The 23,526-nt window shown below is 50.6% G+C and carries 20 protein-coding genes; 10 read left to right on the top strand and 10 right to left on the bottom strand.

Translation table 11 applies throughout. The features are described 5' to 3' along the window. The first annotated feature begins 152 nt into the window (after positions 1–152). On the top strand, positions 153–2,891 hold the full coding sequence (acnA, locus tag N8M53_RS14645) for an aconitate hydratase AcnA (protein WP_269580099.1): 2,739 nt from the start codon (positions 153–155) through the stop codon (positions 2,889–2,891). A 39-nt stretch (positions 2,892–2,930) separates the two neighbouring features. Here acnA and N8M53_RS14640 read toward each other — a convergent pair whose 3' ends face one another. Then, on the bottom strand, positions 2,931–3,974 hold the full coding sequence (locus N8M53_RS14640) for a glycosyltransferase family 9 protein (protein ID WP_269580098.1): 1,044 nt from the start codon (positions 3,972–3,974) through the stop codon (positions 2,931–2,933). Positions 3,975–4,070: 96 nt separating this feature from the next. Here N8M53_RS14640 and N8M53_RS14635 point away from each other — a divergent pair, with 96 nt between their 5' ends. Then, the gene (locus N8M53_RS14635; protein WP_269580097.1) at positions 4,071–4,472 is read left to right on the top strand and encodes a diacylglycerol kinase; all 402 of its coding nucleotides are present in this window, start codon (positions 4,071–4,073) and stop codon (positions 4,470–4,472) included. A gap of 73 nt (positions 4,473–4,545) precedes the next feature. Beyond that, complete coding sequence (locus tag N8M53_RS14630; RefSeq protein WP_269580096.1) at positions 4,546–6,375, top strand: DUF3413 domain-containing protein; 1,830 nt, start codon at positions 4,546–4,548, stop codon at positions 6,373–6,375. A gap of 78 nt (positions 6,376–6,453) precedes the next feature. Here the strand turns inward: N8M53_RS14630 and N8M53_RS14625 are convergent, their stop codons facing one another. From N8M53_RS14625 to N8M53_RS14615, 3 genes are read right to left on the bottom strand one after another with little or no spacing between them, the layout of a single operon-like run. Continuing rightward, positions 6,454–7,404 carry a biotin-dependent carboxyltransferase family protein gene (locus N8M53_RS14625; RefSeq protein WP_269580095.1) on the bottom strand — a complete coding sequence of 317 codons (951 nt, stop codon included), beginning with the start codon at positions 7,402–7,404 and terminating at the stop codon, positions 6,454–6,456. Further along, a complete protein-coding gene (gene pxpB, locus N8M53_RS14620) occupies positions 7,389–8,084 on the bottom strand; it encodes a 5-oxoprolinase subunit PxpB (RefSeq protein ID WP_077677173.1) in 696 nt (231 codons plus the stop codon). Before pxpB ends, N8M53_RS14625 begins: the two co-directional genes overlap by 16 nt. Continuing rightward, a complete protein-coding gene (locus tag N8M53_RS14615; RefSeq protein WP_420066615.1) occupies positions 8,081–8,812 on the bottom strand; it encodes a 5-oxoprolinase subunit PxpA in 732 nt (243 codons plus the stop codon). The genes pxpB and N8M53_RS14615 overlap by 4 nt, the downstream gene beginning before the upstream one ends. Before the next feature lie 288 nt (positions 8,813–9,100). On the opposite strand from N8M53_RS14615, the gene trpS reads away from it, so the two are divergent. Continuing rightward, complete coding sequence (gene trpS / locus N8M53_RS14610; protein WP_269580094.1) at positions 9,101–10,138, top strand: tryptophan--tRNA ligase; 1,038 nt, start codon at positions 9,101–9,103, stop codon at positions 10,136–10,138. A gap of 221 nt (positions 10,139–10,359) precedes the next feature. After that, positions 10,360–12,030, top strand: a complete 1,671-nt coding sequence (locus tag N8M53_RS14605; RefSeq protein ID WP_269580093.1) for a methyl-accepting chemotaxis protein — start codon at positions 10,360–10,362, stop codon at positions 12,028–12,030. A 62-nt stretch (positions 12,031–12,092) separates the two neighbouring features. Here the strand turns inward: N8M53_RS14605 and N8M53_RS14600 are convergent, their stop codons facing one another. Genes N8M53_RS14600 through N8M53_RS14580 form a run of 5 tightly spaced genes read right to left on the bottom strand, consistent with a single transcriptional unit; the run spans position 12,093 to position 15,519 of the window. Then, positions 12,093–13,397, bottom strand: a complete 1,305-nt coding sequence (locus tag N8M53_RS14600) for an MFS transporter (RefSeq protein WP_269580092.1) — start codon at positions 13,395–13,397, stop codon at positions 12,093–12,095. A 35-nt stretch (positions 13,398–13,432) separates the two neighbouring features. Then, positions 13,433–14,125 (bottom strand): penicillin-insensitive murein endopeptidase, encoded by a 693-nt coding sequence (locus N8M53_RS14595; protein ID WP_269580091.1) that lies wholly within the window; start codon positions 14,123–14,125, stop codon positions 13,433–13,435. Next, a complete protein-coding gene (locus tag N8M53_RS14590; RefSeq protein ID WP_269580536.1) occupies positions 14,115–14,669 on the bottom strand; it encodes a GNAT family N-acetyltransferase in 555 nt (184 codons plus the stop codon). Before N8M53_RS14590 ends, N8M53_RS14595 begins: the two co-directional genes overlap by 11 nt. Before the next feature lie 49 nt (positions 14,670–14,718). Then, positions 14,719–15,075, bottom strand: a complete 357-nt coding sequence (locus N8M53_RS14585; RefSeq protein WP_269580090.1) for an NADH:ubiquinone oxidoreductase — start codon at positions 15,073–15,075, stop codon at positions 14,719–14,721. 57 nt (positions 15,076–15,132) lie between these two features. Further along, the gene (locus tag N8M53_RS14580) at positions 15,133–15,519 is read right to left on the bottom strand and encodes a hypothetical protein (protein WP_269580089.1); all 387 of its coding nucleotides are present in this window, start codon (positions 15,517–15,519) and stop codon (positions 15,133–15,135) included. Positions 15,520–15,706: 187 nt separating this feature from the next. On the opposite strand from N8M53_RS14580, the gene N8M53_RS14575 reads away from it, so the two are divergent. The 3 genes from N8M53_RS14575 to N8M53_RS14565 all read left to right on the top strand — a co-directional run bounded on the left by N8M53_RS14575 (position 15,707) and on the right by N8M53_RS14565 (position 19,361). Beyond that, the gene (locus N8M53_RS14575) at positions 15,707–16,792 is read left to right on the top strand and encodes an ABC transporter substrate-binding protein (protein ID WP_269580088.1); all 1,086 of its coding nucleotides are present in this window, start codon (positions 15,707–15,709) and stop codon (positions 16,790–16,792) included. Continuing rightward, positions 16,793–18,628: a diguanylate cyclase domain-containing protein gene (locus N8M53_RS14570; protein WP_269580087.1), complete on the top strand. Its 1,836-nt coding sequence runs from the start codon at positions 16,793–16,795 to the stop codon at positions 18,626–18,628. A gap of 193 nt (positions 18,629–18,821) precedes the next feature. Then, a complete protein-coding gene (locus N8M53_RS14565; protein WP_269580086.1) occupies positions 18,822–19,361 on the top strand; it encodes a histidine phosphatase family protein in 540 nt (179 codons plus the stop codon). 139 nt (positions 19,362–19,500) lie between these two features. On the opposite strand, the gene N8M53_RS14560 is transcribed toward N8M53_RS14565, so the two are convergent. After that, entirely contained in the window at positions 19,501–20,931 is a 1,431-nt protein-coding gene (locus tag N8M53_RS14560) for a 6-phospho-beta-glucosidase (RefSeq protein WP_269580085.1), read from the bottom strand. A 223-nt stretch (positions 20,932–21,154) separates the two neighbouring features. Here N8M53_RS14560 and N8M53_RS14555 point away from each other — a divergent pair, with 223 nt between their 5' ends. After that, positions 21,155–22,039, top strand: a complete 885-nt coding sequence (locus tag N8M53_RS14555) for an aspartoacylase (RefSeq protein ID WP_269580084.1) — start codon at positions 21,155–21,157, stop codon at positions 22,037–22,039. A gap of 91 nt (positions 22,040–22,130) precedes the next feature. Further along, the gene (locus tag N8M53_RS14550) at positions 22,131–23,525 is read left to right on the top strand and encodes a diguanylate cyclase (protein WP_269580083.1); all 1,395 of its coding nucleotides are present in this window, start codon (positions 22,131–22,133) and stop codon (positions 23,523–23,525) included. The last annotated feature ends 1 nt before the right edge of the window (position 23,526 follow it).

Here is a 23,526-nt window from a genome sequence, read left to right as displayed (position 1 = left end):
GTGATAGGTTATAGCGTCATAACAACGCTTTAACTTCATCACCAGCCCATTTACAATAGTGCTGTAAATTAAAGCAATCCCCCGAGCGAGGCGACAGCCTTCGAGGCAAGGTCGCCTCTCTTATTCACAATAACGGACAAGGGGAGGCATCCGTGAGCAACCCATCTCAACACCCAGATAGTTTCAACACCCGACGTACTCTACATGTCAATGGTGAAACCTACGACTACTACCGCCTAGACGCACTGTCCGACAGTTTCGAGATCAGTCGTTTACCCTACTGCTTAAAAGTGCTGCTGGAGAACTTGCTACGTAAAGAAGATGGCAAGAATGTCTCCGCGGACGACATTCGTACGCTTTGTCAATGGCAAGCCGATAAAGCTGGGCAAGATCAGGTCAATTTCACGCCTGCTCGTGTCGTGCTTCAAGACTTCACTGGCGTACCTGCGGTGGTTGATTTAGCAGCGATGCGTGCCGCCATGCGCGAGTTGAAAGGTGATCCAGCCAAAATCAATCCGCTTGGTGCGGTTGATCTTGTGATTGATCACTCGGTCATGGTGGATGACTACGGTAACCCTGACTCCTTGCAGAAAAACACTGAGATTGAGTTCGAGCGCAACAGCGAGCGTTACCAGTTTTTGCGCTGGGGCCAGCAAGCCTTTTCGAACTTCCGCGTCGTACCACCTGGCACGGGGATCGTCCACCAAGTGAACCTCGAGTATTTAGCACCCGGTGTATTGGTGGAAGAGCAAGGCGGTAACAAGTTAGCCATGCCGGATACGCTGGTAGGCACAGATTCACATACCACCATGATCAACGGCTTAGGTGTGCTTGGCTGGGGCGTGGGGGGTATCGAAGCGGAAGCGGCGATGCTCGGCCAACCTATCACCATGCTGATCCCAGAAGTGGTCGGCTTTGAGCTCAAAGGGGAGCTGCCTGCGTCCGCCACGGCAACGGATCTGGTACTCACCGTCACCCAAATGCTACGTGAGCGCGGTGTGGTGGGTAAATTTGTTGAGTTTTATGGCCCGGGTCTCGCCAAATTGCCGCTGGCTGACCGCGCGACCATTGCCAACATGGCTCCCGAATACGGTGCAACCTGTGGGATCTTCCCGATTGATAATGAAACACTCAACTATATGCGCCTAACAGGCCGCACTGATGAGCAGATCAATTTGGTTGAAACCTACGCCAAAGCACAAGGCTTGTGGCGTGATGACGACGCACCGGTTGCTGATTATAGTGACACGCTCCATCTCGACCTTGGCGACGTCGTACCAAGCCTTGCCGGCCCCAAACGCCCGCAGGATAGAATTGCATTAACCGACGCCAAAGCCCAGTTCGATCAGCTGCTGGAAAAAGAACAAGCGGCCTCCAATAATGTGATTGCAAGCTTTGCCAGCGAAGGGGGGCAAACCGCGGTCGATAACCCCAGTCTTCGTGAGCAAGGGAAAGTAGAAGTCGACTACAAGGGCGAGCGATTTACGCTTGAGCATGGTGCCGTTGTGATCGCCGCGATCACCTCTTGCACCAACACGTCGAACCCGGCTGTGCTTGTCGCCGCTGGGCTGGTGGCACAAAAAGCGCGCGAGCGAGGCTTAACAACTAAGCCTTGGGTGAAAACGTCTCTCGCACCTGGGTCACAGGTAGTGCCTGCGTACCTAGAAAATGTTGGCCTACTTGAGCCACTTGCCGAACTTGGCTTTAATATCGTCGGCTTTGGCTGTACCACCTGTATCGGTAACTCAGGGCCACTTCCTGAGCCTATTACTGAAGCCATTCGCTCTGCTGACCTGCTCGCGACCAGCGTACTCTCGGGTAACCGTAACTTTGAAGGCCGTATTCACCAAGATGTGAAAGCCAACTATTTGGCCTCGCCCCCACTTGTCGTCGCTTATGCACTGGCGGGTAATATGAATGTCGATGTCCTTAAAGAGCCATTAGGACAGGATGAAAACGGCAAGCCTGTTTATCTCAGAGACATTTGGCCAACACCACAAGAAGTCGCGCAAACTATTCAGTCAGCAATGACTGACGGGCTGTACCAAGACAAGTACGCCGATGTGTTTGCCGGTACGGACGCTTGGCGGAAACTGCCCGTGCCTGAAGATGAGATTTACTCATGGCCCGATTCCACCTACGTTAAAAAGCCAACATACTTTGACGGCATGACCATGGCACTGCCTGAGATGAAACCTATCAAGGGCGCACGCTGTGTGGTGAAAGTCGGTGATTCGATCACGACCGACCATATTTCACCTGCAGGGGCGATAAAACCAGATAGCCCTGCGGGCGAGTATTTGAAATCTAAAGGCGTTGAGCCAAAAGACTTCAACAGCTACGGCTCACGCCGAGGCAACCACGAGGTGATGGTACGCGGTACGTTTGCCAACGTGCGCTTAAAAAACCATATGGCACCAGGCACCGAAGGGGGTATGACTACCTACCTGCCCACTAATGAGCAAATGAGTATTTACGATGCTGCGCAACGTTACCAAGCGGACGGCACGCCATTAGTTGTGCTTGCGGGTAAAGAATACGGAACAGGGTCGAGCCGTGACTGGGCCGCCAAGGGTACCAACCTACTGGGTATCAAAGCCGTCATTGCTGAAAGCTTCGAGCGTATTCACCGCTCTAACTTAGTGGGCTTCGGCGTGTTGCCACTGCAATTTAAAGAGGGTGATTCCGTTGAATCACTTGGATTGGATGGCACAGAAGCGCTCGACTTTGAGGAGATCAGCGGCGAACCCTCTACTCTCAAGGTACGTGCGGTTCGGGATGATAAAACCATCGAGTTTGACGTCAACGTCCGCATCGATACTGCAGTTGAATGGGATTATTACCGCCATGGCGGCATTCTCCACTACGTCCTACGCCAACTGGCTAGCTAATAATGGCATCGATACTACAAAGGCCCCGCGGGGCCTTTTTTATTGCTTCGCCATCATGGTTTCAAACGCGTCGATCACCTGCTGTGTATCAATGGCAGCCATCACATGATCGCCTTTCACCCGCGTGCTCCATGCCAATTGCTCAACGGGCTTGCCATGTTGCTGTTCAGCAAAGGTTTCATAAACACTGACCACATCCGCGAGGTTGTTATAAGGGCCGGTCCGCTTCGGATTGCTATGCCCGTAAAGACCTAAGACGGGCGTGCCTTGCGTGGTTGCCATGTGCGCGGGGCCGGAATCGGGGGCCAGCACCGCATCGGCGCGTGCGAGTACCGCAGCTAATTGCTTAAGGCTGGTGTGTCCCACCAAGTTAACCAGTGGCGCGTTAGCAGCGGCAATAATGCGCGCGGCCAGCGTTTTTTCACGCGCCGCCGGTGAACCACAGAGTACCACCTGATAACCTTTACCGACCGCGTAGTCGGCAAATTCGGCATAACGCTCTGGTAGCCAATTACGCTCATCTTTACTCGCGGCAGGACTGATCACGACAGTGGGCTTGTCACCCAGTTGCGCTTTGGCAAAGGCATGATCGTCTTCAGAAAGTGGTAGTTGCCACTGCGGTGGCGTAACCGGCACGCCCAAATATTGAGTGAAGGCGAAAAAGCTATCTAACACATGGCAAGATTGAGTATCGGGGATCCGTTTATTGGTAAACAGCCACTGTCCCTCTTTCGCTCGGTGGCGGTGAAATCCCACGCGATAGCGCGCGCCGATCCCCACAGTCAAGAAGCTCGCGCGTAAAGCAAGCTGCATATGCACTAACGCATCAAACTGGCGTCCTTTCAGCTGCCGCCAAACTTGACGCATGCCTGCTAAGCCCGCTTTTTTGTCAAACACCACCAGCTCCACCCCATCAAGCCCGGCTAAAAGCTGTGCTTCGACTTTACCAACCACCCAAGTGATCTGCGTCTGCGGCCAATGGCGCTGCACGGCTTGAATCGCCGCAACCGCATGACAAACATCGCCAATCGCAGACAGGCGTAAAAAACACAGGGAGCGTGGGGCGTGAGTAAACAGAGGCATAACAAATTCCAATTAAGTTATCGCGCCGATTATGCAGTTGGCTCGGTTAAATGTAAAATGCCAGCCTATCGATCAAATTGTTACGAGAATGTATTTATGGGCGCTAATACATCCCCCTCAGAAAAGCCGCGAGGGCTGATACGTATCATTAAAGCTACTGGCTATTCTTGGGCTGGATTAAAAGCGGCATATCACCATGAAGCGGCGATCCGTCAAGAAGTTGTATTATTGGCAGCGGCGCTAGCCGTATTGCTCTGGCTACAATTGCCACTGACGGAATCCTTGATGATGTTCGGCGTTATTGTGTTGGTAATCATCGTCGAACTGCTTAACTCCGCCATTGAAGCTGTGGTCGACCGAGTGGGTGAAGAGCGCCATGAACTCAGCGGCAGAGCTAAAGACATCGGCTCTGCGGCGGTGTTTGTCAGTTTGCTTTTAGCGGGTGTGGTCTGGCTTACCATTTTATGGCATCACTTTGGTGTCCCACTTATTCGATAACACACGTCGTCATACAACCCGGCAACGCGTCCATTATGTTGCCGATTGATTAACTTAACTGTGATGAGAAACCATGTCTTTTAAATCGCGACTTCAAACACATAGCTGGTTTATTGCCATTAACGCCCTTGTGTTAATGGCAATAGCGAGCCGCTACTTTGCGTTTCTACCGAGTTTTCCCACTGAGCCACTTGGCATCACCTTTATCGTGGTCAGTATCTTTAGCCAGATGGCCTTACTTGCCGCTATTGTTGGCTTAGTAACACTTCCGCTGTTACTGCTGCCAACCAAGGTGCGCCAACCATTGCTCGCCTTGATAGCGTCGGTGGGTGTGATCACCCTTTTCATTGATACCATCGTGTTTGCCCAGTACCGATTCCATATCAATGCCATGGTGCTAGACCTGATCCTCGCCGGGCAGATTGTCAGCTTCCCGCTGATCACTTGGCTGATGGTGACAGGTGGCGTCATTGCCTGCCTCGCGGCGCAATGGGCACTTCTGGCTGCGTTGTCACGGACACGGTTTTCTTCCCAACACAAAGTCGGCAAAAAATTCGCGCTACTCACGTTTCTGACCTTGCTCGCCACCCACGGGATTCATATCTGGGCTGCGGCCTACGCGTACCAGCCCGTGACAACGGTGAAACGTTATTTGCCACTTTTCTATCCAGCCACCGCCAACAGCATGATGCGCAAAAACGGCTGGATTGATGAACAAGCTCTCGCGCGCCAAAAAGCCATGGATGTAGATCGCGAAGCCGACCTGAACTATCCCCTTTCGCCGCTGAGCACAACCGACGTTACACAGCCAGTGAACATCATGTTTTTGGTGGTTGACTCATGGCGCGCGGACACCTTCAATGCTGACAACACGCCCAATCTTTGGGCACTAGCTCAAAATGGTCGTACCTATTCACATCATCTTGCGACGGGGAACGCGACCCGCACCGGCATTTTTGGCCTGTTTTATGGCATGCCCGGCACCTATTGGCATAGCTTTCTTGCCAATCAGCAATCTCCGGTATTGATGGATCGTCTGCAGGCACTCGATTATCAACTGGGTATTTTTACCGCCGCGCAATTGGAAAAGCCGGAATTTAACCAAACCGTGTTTGCCAAGGTGTCCGATTTACGTAACGGTTCTGAGGGCGACTCTCCCGCCGAGCTAGACGCAGATCTGACCCAAGATTGGATCCGTTGGCACCAAAAGCGTGAGTCCAATCGTCCCACCTTCTCGTTTTTGTTTTACGATGCGCCACATGGCTATGATTTTCCTGCGGACTTTACCCCCAAGTATCAACCGATGTTGGACGAAATTAACTATCTCAAGCTAAATAACGAGACCGATCCGACACCGTTTTTCAATCGCTATAAGACCAGCGTACGCTACGTTGATAGCTTGGTGGCCAAGGTCATTGAGGAGCTAAAACAAAGCGGAGAGTTCGATAATACCTTGATTGTCGTTACCGGCGATCACGGCCAAGAAATGAATGACAACCAGCTAAATTTTTGGGGACACAACAGTAACTTTACTGACCCACAAATTCACGTGCCTTTCGCGATGATAGGCCCCGGCATCGATGTAAAACAGGTGGATACCGGCAAGCAGCTAACCAGCCACCAAGATGTTGCGCCCACCCTGATGAAGCATTATTTGGGCGTAACGTCCGATCCGGCCAGCTACGCGATTGGTCATGACTTGCTTGCACCCAAGCCCGGGCAAGATTGGGTGTTATCGTCAAACTACAGCGGCTATGCGTTGGTCACCGACGACACCATTTTAGAAGTGGGTGCGGGGGGGCAATATCAATACATGGATAACACTAACCGACCGATAGAAAACGCGTCACCTGACTTTGCGCAAATGGAAAAAGCCCTCGAGCAAATTAGCCGTTTCCGCTAGTCCGTCGCTTGCACGTTAAAGCCTATCCATTTATGAGCCTCTGTCTTCCAGAGGCTCATCTATCCATTTTTCTGCAAGTTAGATCCAGTCAAAAAACTGCACAAACGCCTGCCATTGCACTGATGCATCCGCCAGCCGCGCTGGATAAAAATGCACGGTCTGACCGGGTCGCGTTTGCGCCAACATGCTTAAGCTGGCACGGGTTAAGCAGCCAAGCTTAGGATAGCCACCGAGTGTTTGCCGATCGTTAAGTAGTACAATCGGCTGACCGTCAGGGGGCACTTGCACGGCCCCGAGCGCAATGCCTTCGGAAACAATACCCGGTTGCTTGCTCACGACGCTCGGTCCATTGAGCCGCACGCCCATACGATCACTGTGCTGATCGACCGTGTATTCGCCATCAAAAAATGCCGTTAGCGCCTCGGCGCTGAAGCTATCAAACTGATACCCCAGCACAAGCGCCAGTGGAGTCAGGGCATTGTAGTCAGGAATAAAACGTGTCGGCACACCGCGCACCTTTGGCAACCGCGCATGCGGTCGACAAGGCAACACATCTCCTTTGGTGAGCGCCATGCCTCCCGCCTGTTCACCTAATCCGGAATGAAGGCCGCCGAGTTGATTGCGCATTACCGTCGCGGCACTGCCAAATGCGCCATCTACTACCCACCCACCACGCACCGCGAGATAAGCTCGCAAACCACGGCGCGCGTAGCGTAAACGCAATTCATCACCCGCATTTAGCGTCAAGGTCTGCCACATACCCACGCGCTGACCATTAATACAAGGTTGCATGTCTGCGCCGGTGATGGCAATCGACATCGCATGGTCAGCACGAAAACGTGCTTGGCCCATGGTTATCTCGACCAGCGGCGTCTTTGCGGGGTTATCGAGTAAATAATTCGCCCAAGCAAATGCGTGGCAATCGACCGGCCCGCCTTGGCTTAAACCAAGCTGGCCCACCCCATAACGCCCTGTGTCTTGCACCAAGCTCAATACGCCGGGGGCGAGCACCGTTAATCCTGCCACCATTGACCTCCTGCCGCACGGTAATCAGACTCTGACATCGGCTCAAAACGGACGGTATCACCTACATCAAACGGCATCATGGGCGATTGACGGGGATTAAATAGCACCTTGGGACAATTGCCAATAATTTGCCAGCCTGCGGGCGAAGCCGCCGGATACACCGCAGTTTGCTGTTGTGCAATGCCCACACTACCAGCGGGGATCTGATGACGAGGCGTGGTATGACGTGGCATGGCTATGGTCTCATCCACCGACGCCAGAAAGGCAAAGCCGGGTGCAAAACCAATCGCACAAACGGTGTAAGTTTGTTGGCTGTGTCGCGCAATCACCTCTTGTTCACTCACGCCGGCAAACTCGGCGACCGCAGCCAGATCGGGTCCGACCGAGGGGTGATAATACACCGGCAACGACACGTGTTTTCCGCCCACGGCGTCGTCGGTGACTCGCAATGAGTCGCCTTGATTCATCACCCAGGTTTTCAACGTTTCTGGCGAGAGTAAGCGAACCTTCACTTCCACCAGAACGCTGTTGTAGGCGGGAATTAACTCAACCACACCACGGCCAAAGTGTTGCTGGATTCGCTCACACAGCGCGGATAACTGTGGGACAAAGGCAAGATCGATCTTATTGCCCAACCGGATCATTACCGTCGTTTCACTGACCTGCTCAACCTTGAGTGTCATGGTGTTAAGGCCTTTCTGAGTTGTTTTATCGCCTCGACCGATTGTGGGTTATCTCCATGCACACACACCGTATCCGGCGAAAGCGAGAGCGTTTGTCCCTCGAGGGTTGTCACCGTGCCATGTTGAGATAACTGCAATACCTGTGCAATCATCGCGTTGGCGTCATCTAACACCGCGCCCGGTTGATCGCGCGGCGCCAATTGCCCTGACGCCAGATAGGCTCTATCAGCAAAGGCCTCAAAAATCAGCGGCACACCGGCTCGTTGGGCAAGCTGGCGATGCTGACGGTTATCAGGCAATGCCAACACCATTAATGGCGTATTTGGCAGCGTATCAGCCACCGCAGCCAACACCGCTTCAAAGCAATCATTGTCCACCATCATGGTGTTATACAGCGCACCATGAGGCTTCACATAATCAAGGCTCGCATTAAAGCGTGCACAGATCCCTTGTAACGCGCCGATTTGATAGCGAACGAGGTGACTAATTTGTGCCGGGGTATGATCAATATGACGACGGCCAAAGCCCTGCTTATCGGCGTAACTGGGATGAGCACCAATACTCACATTGTGCTTTACTGCGAGTGCTACCGTGGCCGCCATTACATCAGGATCAGAGGCATGAAAGCCACACGCAATATTGGCCATATCAATCCACGGCATCAGCGCGCTATCCATTCCCATCGTCCACGCACCAAAGCTCTCACCCATGTCTGCGTTTAGTTTCATCACTCCCTCGATTTCACTGACTTTGCTTTACCTTACGGCTTTTTAAGCCGCGGATAAACCAACAAAATAGTCAGTATGTGAGTCTTGTGTCGTACTCATAAGACTGATAGTTTAAACCACTATGAAAACGGTATTTGATACACACACTCTATTGATTTTTCGCACCCAGTGGTGGCGCGCGCTTTAGCGTGCCATTGAGTCTGGGTATTCATTGGCCGCCGGTAGGCAGTCAATGAATCGTTTTCAACTTCCCTGTCTCCGTCGGCCTTTATCCTCAAGGAGACAACAATGCACACCCCCTACGCTATCGATAAAAACGCTATCGACAAAAACGACGTTATTCTGACCGGCGATCGCGCCACTGGCCGCTTACATCTTGGTCATTACAGTGGCTCACTTAGCCAACGACTTGCATTACAAGGACAATGTGCTCAAACCATTCTGGTCGCAGATATGCAGGGATTAACCGACAATGGCCATCAACCGAGTCACGTCGCCACACATATTTTAGGCTTAGTCGCGGACTATCTCGCGGTTGGGCTTGACCCTGATAAGGTCACAATTTGTCAGCAATCCCAACTTCCTGCGCTCGCAGAACTCACCATGTTTTACAGTAATTTAGTGAGTTACGCACGACTGGTCCGCAACCCTACAGTAAAACACGAAATCAACGACAAACAGTTTGGACAGCAAGTTCCCGTCGGTTTTTTAACCTACCCAATCAGTCAAGCTGCCGACATCACCGCATTTGGCGCTAACCTCGTGCCAGTAGGCGATGATCAACTTCCTATGATCGAGCAAACCAACGACATTGTGCGCAAATTTAATCACGTTGTCGGCGAGCCTGTATTACGCGAATGTCGTGCACTCACCAGCAAAGCATCGCGCTTACCGGGTGTTGATGGTAAAAGCAAAATGTCAAAATCTTTGGGTAATGCCATCTATCTTAGCGATGACAATGACACCATACGTGACGCGGTACGATCCATGTACACAGACCCTCAACACTTGCGCGTCTCAGATCCCGGCCGAGTCGAAGGCAATGTCGTTTTTACCTATTTGGACGCTTTCCATCCTGACGCTCAACACGTCGCCGAACTCAAAGCCCATTATCAGCGCGGCGGTCTAGGGGATATGACAGTGAAAAACGTGCTAACCGATATCTTAACCTCCCTGATATCGCCCATTCGAGAACGGCGAAAAGCACTCATGAACGCCCCTGATTACTTGTCTGACGTCCTAAAAGATGGGCAAAAAAAGGCGCGTATACAGACAGACCAAACATGCCAGAATGTTAAGCGTGCGTTGGGCTTGCTTGTGGGATAAAGAGGTAAGAGGAGTGAGTGAAAAATGGCTTATATTTACTTACCAGTGATGAATCAGATAGTTATCGCAATCTCTTGTGCATAACGAGTTAGACAGATGTAAAAGATTGCAAGATGTTTCCCAATCCACATCAAATAAAAGGGCTTTTTGCGCGGCAAACGGAAAAAATGTCTTCCATACTTTAGCGAAATCGAAACCATCATTAACACAAGGTATCCGGTATGTTGAAGTTAATGCTGCGCGGAAAGCTCTTAGTGCTTGCCATCGTACCCTTGGTATTATCCATTCTCGTTACGTTGTTTATCACTACCTACTACGAGCGTGAGCTGGTCGAAGAGAACATTGCCACTTTTCGAACCAAATTAATTGATGAGCGAAAAATGCAGCTTCGCGAAGCCACAGAAATTGCCGCGACTGTAGTAAAAAACGCACAACAAGCGGGCGGCGATGCCACGCAAAATGTCAAAGACGCACTTCGCGAAGTGACCTTTGGTAAGGCGGGCTACTTTTACATCTACGATAAACAAGGCAACAACGTATTCCATGCCTTAAAGCCAGAGCTAGAAGGCCGGTCCTTGATCAACCTTACCGATCCCAAGGGCAATAAAATTATCGTGGGTCTGCTCGAAGCGGCGCAAAGCGGTGATGGCACCTTCACCTACCTCTACCAAAAACCGGGTACCAATGAACTGATCGAAAAGATTGGCTATGCCGATATGGTCAACAACGGACAGTGGATGTTGGGAACGGGGGCGTACATTGACGATATTGAGGCGCGCGTTGCCGATTTTCGGGAAAATGCAGAGGAAGCATTAGCGGCACAAACTGCACGAATGATCATTGCCGGGATTATTATTCTGATTGTTACCTTTGTTGCGGTTGCGTTTGTTGCCCAACGGATGTCAACGCCAGTGAAAGACATGCTGGACAACCTCAATGACATTGCCGACGGTGATGGCGACCTGACTCAGCGCCTGAAAATTAAAGGCAGTGACGAGATTGCGCTGCTTGGGGATGCGTTTAACCGCTTTATCGATAAGCTACAAACCACCATACGTAGCGTGGTGGATGTCACGGAAAAAGTGAGCCACACCGCACGCACGATTGACGAGCAAACCCAGATGGTTGCCACGCAATTACAGACTCACGATAACGAGACTGAACAAGTGGTCACCGCTGTTACCCAGATGAGCTCGGCTGCGCAAGAGGTGTCACAGAACGCCACCCAAGTAGCTGATGCCACCAGTGCTGCTACTGATGATGCGCGTCACGCCCAAGAAAAAGTCCAGTTCTCGATCACCTCGATGCAAGCGCTGGTTGAGCAAATGAATACCTCGAGTACGCATGTGGATTCGCTAAATGAGCAGTCTCATAAAATTACTGGCGTGCTTTCTGTGATTGGCGATATTGCTGAACAAACCAACTTGCTGGCGCTAAACGCTGCCATTGAGGCCGCACGTGCAGGCGAACAGGGTCGCGGCTTTGCGGTGGTCGCTGACGAAGTGAGAACCCTCGCAAGCCGTACGCAAAAGAGCACTCACGAGATTCGCGAAATGCTGGATGAGCTACAGTCGTACGTCAATCAGGCTGTAGAGGGAATGAAGCAAAGTAACGATACCTGCCAGCAAACCTCGGAGGCATCCGATGAAATTGGCAGCGGCATTGACTCGGTGAGTAACGCCATTACCCAAATCAATGACATGACCAGCTATATCGCCTCGGCTGCCTCGGAGCAAACCACAGTGACCGAAGACATTCACCGTAATCTGGTATCGATTCGCGACATTGTGAGCCAGCTACTCAACGCCAGTAATGACTCGGCACAAGCGGCGACTGACTTGAACCAGACAGGCGAAGAGCTCAAACGTCTGGTCAGCCAGTTTAAAGTCTAACCGGCAACACCAAACCAAAAAGGCGCTGATCACCAGCGCCTTTTTCTACTCCGCCCGCCGGCTTATCTTTCTACTTCGGGCAGCGCGCGCGCCATCAATGCACCCAGCAGGCCCAACGCCGATAGCACCGCAATCACCACCATTAATCCCCACTGGCTCAACCATGCCGTGACGCCGCCCATGAATAAGAGCACAAAACCAATCAACGTATTGCTGACCGAGACATAATCGGTGCGCTGATTGCCCTCAGCCATATTCACGATGTAGGTTTTACGCCCAAGGCGCACACCCTCGTGAGCAATGGTCAGGACAAAGTAGACGGCAGGTAGTACCCATGGCGAAGAAAATAACGCGGGATACCAGTGACTGATACTCACCACCACCAGCCCCAATAACGCCGTCACCACGGCAGCCATTATCATCACTTGGCGGCTGGATCGATCGGCAAACAGCCCCCAAAAAGGGGCCGACAACAAACTTGCAATACCGCTAATCGCGACAAAGCTTGCGGTGGTGATCGCCAACGCTTGGCTATGCTGACTGGCTAATAGTACATAATAAGGCGCGGATAGGGCCGAACAGAGTAACAGTGAACGGGTGATCACAAAGTGGCGTAGGCGTCTATCATCTACCAATAAGCGCAGTTTAGACAGTGCATGCGTCAGCGCATTAGCACCACCTTCAGTGGCCCCTTCGTATTCATCCACTTGGCTGTAAACCGCCGCGGCAATCCACCAAAGCACTGCGCCGAACGCCAATAGTGCGCAATAGACCCATACATGCTGCTGATCCGAGACGCTAAACAATCCGACACCGGCGGCAATCGTCACCGCCCCCGCCAAGCTTGACGACCACCCGTTCAAGCGCCCTCGTTGCGGCTTAGGGATGGTTTTCCCTAACACATCTTTCGAGGCGACCGAGCACAAGCCTCGCGCCAGACTAAATACCACCAGCAAGCCAACAATGCTCCAGCCGGCTACTTGACCGGTTAAAAGCAACGCTGAGATCGCCATTGCTAGGATACACGCCCCTTGAATGACAGAGCCGGCTACCCATGCCCACTTACGTACCGCAAATTGGCGGACATAACCGGCGATACCTAACTGAGGCACTAACGACCCCGCCTCTCGTATTGGCACCAATAAGCCAATTAACGCCAAGGGAGCGCCAACCGCGGTGAGAAGCGCTGGCAAGACAATTTTCGGGTTAGATACCGCGTCGCCAATTTTGGTGAGTCCTTGGCTAACGATGATGCGGAAAAAGTTGCCCGGAACCTCACGACACGCACTGCCATCAATGTCTTTACAGGCACGCGCATCTTCTTCATTAAATAGTTTTTGGTGTAAGTCATCCGCTAGTTTGTGCACGCTTTCTCCCAGTCTTTTTTGTTTTTATTCTGCCCTTATTGGCAAGGCACAGCAAAATCAACGTGATAATGCTCATCATGGCGAACCCAAGACCGCCGCGTTGAAAACTGAATATGTTGCTTTAAATACTGCCCATACGGGGTATCGTACAATGCAGGTTGAAGTGTTGGATCAAAGATAACACGCCAAAGATCATAGCCACGACGCCTCGCTTCTTGATGTAGGGCCACAATGTGTGCAGCCATAGCGGTGTAATCAATGCGTTTGTCTTGGTATTGACCATTCCCATCAAACTCAATGTTGTAGCCCAATTTATTGAGTAGATGTGTCGGCAAATGAACCGATCGCCCCTCGGCATCGACGACCGGTGCCATAAAATCAACCGATAAGCCATTTCTATGGGTTTTATGCGGTTTGAACTGACCACCTGACTCAAAGCCCGTTTCAGCATATTGATATACTTTGTCTGGCTGCTCCGCCTCCAAAGACTGATACGATGCCACGATGATGTCACGCACTGCGGAGTGAACATAGGTTCGCCCCGCCCAACGCGCAATCAAGCTGTAGCCTATGAAATTCGCCCCGTCACTGGGCAACTGTACCCCATTGGCTAAATGACCATTCGACGTAGTGCCATAACAGGTACTTTGCTGCGCAGTGCCCGCCAATGGAAACATCAGACAAAAAACGAAAAGAATGAACGATAGGTACTGGCGATTAATCAGCATGGTCTGCCTGCCAAGTGGGTTTCGATATCGCGTATAAAACATGCGTGGCGAGCGGATGATCTGCCGCCAAATGAGGATGCGAAAAGGTAAAGGGAGCAGCCGGTGTCATCCCGAGTTTTTTCATCACCGCTTGTGAGGGCAGGTTACTCTCGGTGGTAAACGCATAAATTGCCGGAAGCTCAACGTCCTCAAAGCCAATGGCAAGTGCTTTTTGTGCCGCTTCAGTGGCATAGCCTCGGCCCCAATGTGCCGACGCTAAACGCCAACCAATTTCAACAAACGGCTGATGGCCGAGGTCGAAGGTGGGCCGGTTTAACCCCACAAAGCCAATGAATTCCCGAGTCTCCGTCAACTCTACCGCCCAAAATCCAAACCCGTTATCCGCCAGTTTGGATTGAATATGTGCCGCCATCGCATCACTTTGGGCGCGTGAGAGCACACTGGGAAAATAGCGCATGACGTCTGAGTCTTGATTGAGTGCGGCAAAGGGGGTCAAATCGGACGCTTGCCATGCGCGTAGCGTCAGTCGCTCCGTCGAGTACATTGCCAATACCACTCCTCTCTTGATACAAGGCTACACACCATCGAGCCTGCTACTGTAAATCTTTGTGGCGCAAGCGCGTAAGCCAATATTCACGATAGCGAAAATAGCAATAGGTCGAGGCAAACAAGAAAAACAAATACGAAAGCGAAAATACCAAAGGTGAGGTGATCAACGCATGTTTTAACCCGAGCAATACACCCGCCGCCGTCACCGCAATCTTAGCGACCACCCCGAGCAACAACAAAAACAACGCAAACTGGGGATAATGGCTGCTACGAAACGTGATCCAATAGCAAGCCCCCACCGCTGTACTAGCGACGCCCAGCCCAAGAAGATAAGAATGGAAGTGCTCACCCGCCAACACACCGCCTAGAATGCTAAACACGATAATCACAATAAACGTCATGAGTTCCCACCTTTTTTCTCAGTATGGCACTGACGCAAACCGCCGAGGAGACGCCTATTAAGAGAGTGCGATCTTGCTTGCAGGCTCTATGCACACGGTTGAAACTGACAGCTGGCCGCTTGTTATCAAAGCACCATAGCGGTGATTAAGCGCGTCGACAGTGACGATTTGCCCTTGCCGGCGGATACTCACTTTCGTGCCCAAATCCATGCCCGTGAAACGCATCTGCTCATCGCCGCCACTCAAAAAGTGGAAGCGGTCAATCGCCAAATCAACGAGCCGAAAGTCTCGGCGACGACAGCTCAATCGCGCTACCCAGCTTTTCGCCGATATAACTTGCACGGGAGACAAGGCGCGCACTGCAAACTGCCAGCCTTCACTCTCGCCATAAAAATCCATCGGAAAATGCCGCTTAAATTTCTTCTTATCGTAGTAAGATTTCATTTCATTGTTGTCATTTTATTCGCCATTGACTGGCACGCTAGTCTACATAACTATGATGCCGTATCAGCATGCTCTTGCCCAATAAAATTTACGTGTCAAACAGCGGTTACCTGAACAAATTGCAGACAATGATAAACCTACCGCAATCAAGCGTATACATATGCGCTATCCTTAAAAGAGGTGGCGAATGGAGAGGACCCTTCCCTACATGTTGAGAAGACTGATTTTGTGGTGTGTTGTTTCTATATACATGATGTTCGGTATTCACGCTCACGCTGAACAGGCTCAGCCCCGTGTACTATTTATTAACCCCGGTTATGCAACGGAAAGCTTCTGGCATGACGTGGATGAATATGCCAATGCCGCTGCCTCCGCATTAAATATTGACCTAACGATTCGCCACGCCGACCGCAATCACTTCGCCGTGCGTCAAATCCTAGCCGCTACCTTGAGTAAACCCACCCACCCTGATTACATTATCATTGTGAATGAAAAGCTGGCGGCCAAAAAACTACTCCCCATACTGAGAAAATATCCCATTTATGTACAACTTATCTTGAATGATGTCGATCAGCAGACCAAAACCAAACTCTTCCAAGACTCACATTGGCAACAATACTTATTGCCAAGCATTATTCCCAACAACCACTCGATAGGCTATGCAATTGCCAAAGCCATGGTGCAATCAGGCGACAATGCGCCCGGCGAAGCCGTCATGATTTCAGGTGATCTTACTACCCCTGCATCAGTACAACGCGAAGCGGGGGGGAAGCGCTTTTTCGTTGAGCGCTCAGAGATTATCTTACATCAAGTTGTTCATGGTCAGTGGGATGAGTCCATCAGCCAAGAGCAAATGCATACCTTGTTGCAACGCTATCCGAATGTGCGCTATGTGTGGACGGCAAACGATCACATGGCGTTTGGCGCGATGGAAGCCGCACGGCAAGCGGGCAAAACGCCCGGCGATGACATCTATTTTGCCACGGTCAATACCTCCGAGCGCGTGCTCTCTTTGCGAGAAAAAGGAGACATTTCAGCCCTTGGTGGCGGGCACTTTAAAGCCGCTGGACTTGCATTGAGCCGTATTTACGCTCACGGTAAAGGTTGGCCTTTACCACAGCAATGCGCTGGACAGTTGTTTCACTTAATTGAACCTGGTTCCGCTTTTTTCGTACAGTTGCGCGAGCAGGCGTGGGATCAAATCTCGTTTTTGAACATGGCGAAAGGGATTGAAAGCCATTGTCATTCAACCACAAATCAAATGGATAACTAAGTGATAAAACGCGATCTAAACTTACGCGGTCTTCAAGCGCGCGTCGCCTTCGTTGTGCTCGCGATTAGCTTACTTTTTGCGGTAGGGAGTACATTGACGCAGATGTATATCAACTACCAACGCACACTGGCTACGACTACACAACTGGTGGAGAGCCGGAGCCATAACTCGGCTCGCGTGATTAGCCATGCATTGTGGGTCGTTGATTTAGAGCTTGTACGCCGCAGTGTAAAAGGTTTGTCGATGATCCCCACCATTTGTCGCGTTGAGGTAAAAGGTTTTGATGGCACCCACATCACTGAAGTCAATAATACCAGTGGGGACTGTGACGCCAATCATCAGTCATTATTGAGCGTTCAAGGTAACAATATTGGCACCCTAAACATTGTGCTCGACCGCAGTGCGATTAAGCGCAATGCGCTAGAGGGCGCGGTGCCTGTCGCTATCGTCCATTTTACGGAAACATTGATCATTACTCTGCTGATTTTGTGGGTTATCCATCGACTGTGCTCGCGACCGCTCCAACAACTGTCGAATACGCTGGATTACTACCAAACCGACAAAGCCAACCAAACGAGTGTGCCACTCTCGTTGATTCAACGTAATGATGAAATAGGCAAAGTATCTCGCTCAATCAATGCGATGCAGTTGCGTATCAGAGACGACTTTCTACAAAAACGCGTGACAGAGCGCGAACTTCGCCAACATCAAACCTTATTGAAAGAGCAAGTCGAGCAGCGCACCAAAGCACTCAATTGGCAATCAAACGCCAGCTCTCTACTGGCCGATATTTCAATTCAATTTTTACGCGCAGACTCGCAATATATTACTGAAGACGTAGAGAAAATTTTTCCCGATATGGCGTCATTACTCGGCGCGGAAGCCATTGGCTGGTATGCCTTTGACGAATTCCGTGCTGAGCGTCGTTGTTACTGGCCACAAGAGATTGACTTTGCACCCCAAACCGTCGATTTAAGCGATATGCACATGATAAAACGGTGGCTGGCCGATACCGACGCACTAGTCGTTCCTCATGTCGGCCAACTCGGCGATGAGGCGATTAACGAGCGCTCTTGGTTGCGCCAACGGCATATTTTATCGTTTGCCGCTTTCCCGCTAACCGACGGTAGAAAAAGCTTTGGCATGATAACAGTGGCAAATCGCCGTTTACCCTTCATCTGGGATAACAATAAGACGTTGCTTTTAAAACGTTTCGCCACCGCCATCAGTGAAGTCATGATCCGCGAGCGAAACCATTACGCCATGGAAGAGCTGCAAGAAGAGCTAATTGTCGCCAATGAAAAGTTAAAAGTTCAAGCAGAAACCGATGACCTAACCCGATTAAGTAATCGACGGCCGTTTAAGCGAGAGCTAAAAAATCATATCCAACATGGCATCGCCAGCCGATTACCTGTCGCCGTTATGATGATCGATGTCGATCATTTTAAAGCGTATAACGATGAATACGGCCACCTCAAAGGTGACGACGTTCTCACCCAAATCGCGCGCGTTCTGCTCACACAAACGGAACGTTTTCATGGTTCAGTGGCACGCTTTGGGGGCGAGGAGTTTGCGATCACGCTCTCTACCCGCTACGCATCAAAACTGACTGAGCTGGCAGAGATCATTCGCGCTGAGATTGCCAAGCTTGATATCGAGCACAAGAAAAACCCAGATGGTGACAACATCACTGTCAGTATAGGTGGCATTATTACCCTACCAACTCGCGAAACCACCGACTCTTACTTACTCGAAATGGCTGATCAGCGGCTATATCAAGCCAAAGAAGAAGGCCGTGATCGCACCAAAATATTAGATCAAACCATCGAAAAATAGCGAGCTTGCTCACGCCCTACTCTCAATGCCATGAGTGAGTCATGACAGTCCGATGACGGTATGCTACAACCCTCGTAAGCGATATGTTAGCCACCCGCCAAGCGGGTGTCTTACCTCATTATCCAGATAATAAAAATGTCACTGACCCAAGCAGCAGCGCTTCAGACGCTGTCGACGCAGAAAAGGAAGCCCTATGAAAGTCGTCTTTGTCCGTCACGGAAAAACCGATTACTCTTTGGCCGACGCTCGCCAAATGAGCCAACTGGAAAAAGACTATGCGCCACTCCAACGTGCGTGTATTCCCGCCATTCAATCGCTAGCCCATCACCCGAGCTTACAACACGCAGACATCATCCTCTCTTCGCCCTACACACGCGCCTTACAAACAGCAGAAATCCTCAACCGCCAATTGCAAAAAGAACTGTTTGTCGAGCATGATCTCCGCGAATGGCAAGCGGATGTCAAAGGGAGCTATATCCCTCTTTCTGAGCGCGATCGACGCTGGGTTGAGTATCGCGAGCTTTTTGCCAGCGGCAACGAAGTCACAAACGCAGGCTACGAGTCTGCCACCGCGTTATATCGCCGCGTGACCTCGGTTCTCGACTCCTACCAAGCGTATAGCACGATTGTGGTTGTCGCCCACTTTAATGTGATAGAAGCGATTGTGGGTTATCGCGAACAAGGCATTGAGTACGGTGAAGTGATTGAGGTCGACTACCAACCCAATCTCTAATTTCTCCCCCTTAATTAGGCGAGGTTTTACCCGCTAAAAAAGGTAAAAGCGTCTATCCCGAGCAATGACGTTGCCGAGCATTATCAAAAGGGACGCAATAGGCGTCCCTTCTCGTCTTACCGCGTCGCTCCCAGAGCCATTACTCTGTCAGTCCATTGTTCTTAATCACGTTTTGATACCAGTAAAAGCTCTTTTTACGATGACGAGAGAAGTCACCACTGCCATCATCATGACGGTCAACGTAGATGAAACCATAGCGCTTACGGTACTCCCCTGTGGTAAACGAAACACAGTCGATACAGCCCCACGGGGTGTAACCAATCACATCCACTCCATCTTGTGAAATTGCCTCTCCCAACGCCTCGATATGTTGTGACAAATAGCTAATGCGATAATCATCATTGATTTCCCCCGATGCCTCACGTTTATCTGTCGCGCCAAGCCCATTCTCTACCACAAAAATCGGTTTTTCATAACGCTCATACAGTTCCGAAAGCGCATAGCGTAGGCCTTTGGGATCAATTTGCCAGCCCCAATCCGAAGCGGGTAGATGCGGATTCAATCGGCTTGCACTGAATAGAGCATTTTCATCTTCTTCTGGCGGGTTAGCATCGACAATGTTGGTCATGTAGTAACTGATCGCTAGAAAGTCTGCTCGGCCGTTTTCCAAGATGTACTCGTCCTCGTCATGCATCTTGACCTCAATCCCTTTCTCAGCCCATTGTGGCCAAATATAGTGAGGATAGTGGCCTCTGACCTGTACGTCGCTGCATAAATATTTATCCCGCATGGCCCGCTGTGACGCCAGCATGTCATCAGGGTGACAACTCGCCGGATAAAGCGGCATCATGTGGATCATGCTACCTATTTTAAAATCAGGGTTAATGATATGGCCCAGAGCCACCACTTTGGCACTCGCCACAAATTGATGATGTAGCACCTGGTAGAGCGTCTGCTCGGGATGCTCGTGCTCGGTAAAAACCACACCTGAATTACAATAGCCAAATAGCGGATAGTCCCAGTTTAGCTGGTTGTTGATCTCGTTAAAGGTAATCCAATAAGTGACTTTGTCGCGATAGCGAGTCATCACTGTCTCGCAAAAACGCACGAAAAACTCAACCACATCTCGATGGGCCCAGCCTCCGTATTGGGTGACAAGGTGCTGGGGCATCTCAAAATGAGAAAGCGTAATGACAGGTTCAATTCCTTTCTCTAATAGGTAGTCAATGAGATCATCATAAAAGGCAAGGCCCGCTTCATTCGGCGTGAGCTCATCACCAAGAGGAAAGATCCTCGACCACGCGATAGACGTGCGAAAACACTTAAAACCCATCTCCGCAAAGAGATCGATGTCCTCACGGTAATAGTGATAAAAATCCACAGCATCATGGTTCGGGTAGGCTTCATGTTCTTCAACACGCTGAGTAATTTTGCGCGGCGTGCCATGGGCGCCTTTAGTCAACACATCCACAATGCTGACGCCTTTACCGTCGCAATCCCATCCTCCCTCAACTTGGTGAGCCGCCACCGCGCCACCCCATAAAAAGTGCTTAGGAAATACCGTTTTCATTGTTCACCTCTTTGTATCGTCTTCCGCTAGGCTAACGATTTCCACGCAGCTGAAGTGTGAACTGACTCGAAAAAGAATAGAGTCTCCACTGTCACATTAGCGGAAGAATGAATAAAAACACAAATATAACGAAAATTTATGCTATTAACCTATCGAGTGGTTAGTGCTAAGCTGTCTGAATAGACAAATCCTTGCGATTATTCTTCACTTATCAGGAGCTTTCATGAGTCGGTTTAGTAACGTTGCCATTGTTGGTGGCACCCACGGTAACGAATTTAGCGGTATTTACGCACTAAAACAGTGGCTATCTAACCCTGCGATCACAGCCCGCGATAGTTTTTCCACCGAACATATATTCGCGAATCCTTCTGCTTATAGCGCCAACAAACGCTATGTAGACTGCGACCTTAACCGCCAATTCGATCCTAAACTGCTGGCTGATTACAGCTTGGCAAACTACGAGGAAAGCCGCGCGAAAGCCCTAAATCAACAATTAGGACCCAAAGGGGATCCACGCGTCGATTTTATTATCGACCTGCATAACACCACCAGCAACATGGGGCCCACTCTGATCCTATTGACATTAGACACCTTCAATAAACAGCTGGCCGCTTACGTTAGTGAGCGTATGCCCGATGCGGTTATTCTAGTCGAAGATCATATTGAACCTATTCAGCATGCCTTTTTATGCTCGGTTGGCAAGCAAGGTGTTATTGTTGAAGTCGGCCCACAGCCCCAATCTGTGCTGCGTCATGATGTGATGGAATCGATGCAAGAAATGACGACACACATTTTAGACTTCGTGCATCTGTTTAATATTGATAAGGTGCCAGCGCTGCCTAAAAGCGTCACCGCGTACCGTTACAAAGAGACACTACATTTACCGCAAAATGAGCGTGGGGAGCGTATTGGTATGGTGCACCAACACGTTCAAGACAAGGACTTTCAGCCGATAAAGCCCGGTGACCCACTGTTTATGTGTTTTGATGGCAGTGAGTTAACATGGCAAGGCGACTACACAGCCTATCCGCACTTCATTAATGAAGCAGCGTATTACGACAACAATATTGCAATGTCGATGGCCAACGTATTTACCTTCACGGTATAACCTGTCTCACACCTGACACGCTCAGTAAGCGCGAGCTGCTGGGATTTGTACTACGCTTAGGCTAAGCCAAATAGACGTACAGAGCCCAGCAGTGAATCAGCCCATTGACCAGTCCAAACATATTGTCACATTACTGCCCTCGCTTTTTCGCCATCTCGATACGGCGGTTGTTATTGCTGACACAAATCGCTGTATACAACTATTAAACCCCGTAGCAGAAGCCCTATTTGGTTGCAGTCTGGCTGATGTAAAAGGCGCTAGCACGCGCATCCTTTATGCCGAACACGAAGACTTTACCGCAACGGGCAAAGATCGTTTTAACCCACACTCAGTTCACGCGTACTACGATGCTTATGTGGTGAGATATAAGACCGCCGATGGCCATGTATTTTTGGGGGAAACACATGGTGGGCCAGTGTGCGATGAGCAACAAGTTGTCACCATGTATGTGGCTTTTATTCAAGACATTAGCACCCGAGTGGAAGTAGAATCCGCGCTCAACCAGCTCCATTCAATCACATCAGCACGCAACTTAGATTTTTGCCGGCGCGTAGAGCGCATTCTCTCACTCGGTTGTAAACACTTTAATTTGCCTATTGGTATACTCAGCCAAATCCATGGTCAGCGTTATACCGTTCAATACGCGCAGCATCCCGATGACGCCCTACAGCCTGGGCAAGTATTTGACTTGAATGAAACTTACTGTTGTCACGTCTATGAAGCCAACGAGGCACAAGGTTTCCACCATGTTTCGCAAAGCGATATCAAAGCCCACCCCTGCTACGAGCATTTCGGCCTCGAGGCGTATATCGGTGCCCCCATTTTTATTGATGGCGAACGCTATGGCACGTTAAATTTTTCAAGCCCAGAACCCACTCGCCCCTTTATTTCGCAAGACTATGAACTGGTACGACTCTTTGCCGAATGGGTCGGCCACGAGCTGGCGCGTCTACGAGATTGGGAAGCACTCGAACAAGCGCAACAATTGCTCGAAATACAAGCGAATACTGACTCATTAACGCAGCTTTATAATCGCCATTACCTCAGCAACGCTCTCGCTCAAGAGCTGGCACGCTGCGAACGGTACAACAACCCCTTGACGCTGGCGATTGTCGATTTCGATAATTTCAAGCTTCTAAATGACACTTATGGTCATCGGGCAGGCGATATCGCGCTACAGCGCTTTGGGAATATTGTGCGGGAAGAATCACGGACCAATGACATATACGGTCGCTGGGGCGGAGAGGAATTTCTCTGTCTGCTTCCTGAAACGGATTTGAGTGGTGCGGAGGTTGTACTAAAGCGCTTAGTCGAGCGCGTACATAGCGAAGAAATCCACGTCGACGGACAAACCATACGCTGTACCATCAGCATCGGTTATACGGGCTTCTCGGCAGCTGATACACAAGACAGTATCATTCAACGCGCCGATACCGCGCTCTATCTCGCCAAAGAAAACGGCCGCAATCGAATCGAGAAGCAATGAT

The organism is Salinivibrio kushneri (genome assembly GCF_027286325.1).
Lineage (GTDB): Bacteria > Pseudomonadota > Gammaproteobacteria > Enterobacterales > Vibrionaceae > Salinivibrio > Salinivibrio kushneri_A.
The sequence above is the reverse complement of the archived record's forward strand: the minus strand, read 5'-3'. Positions and strand labels throughout refer to the sequence as shown.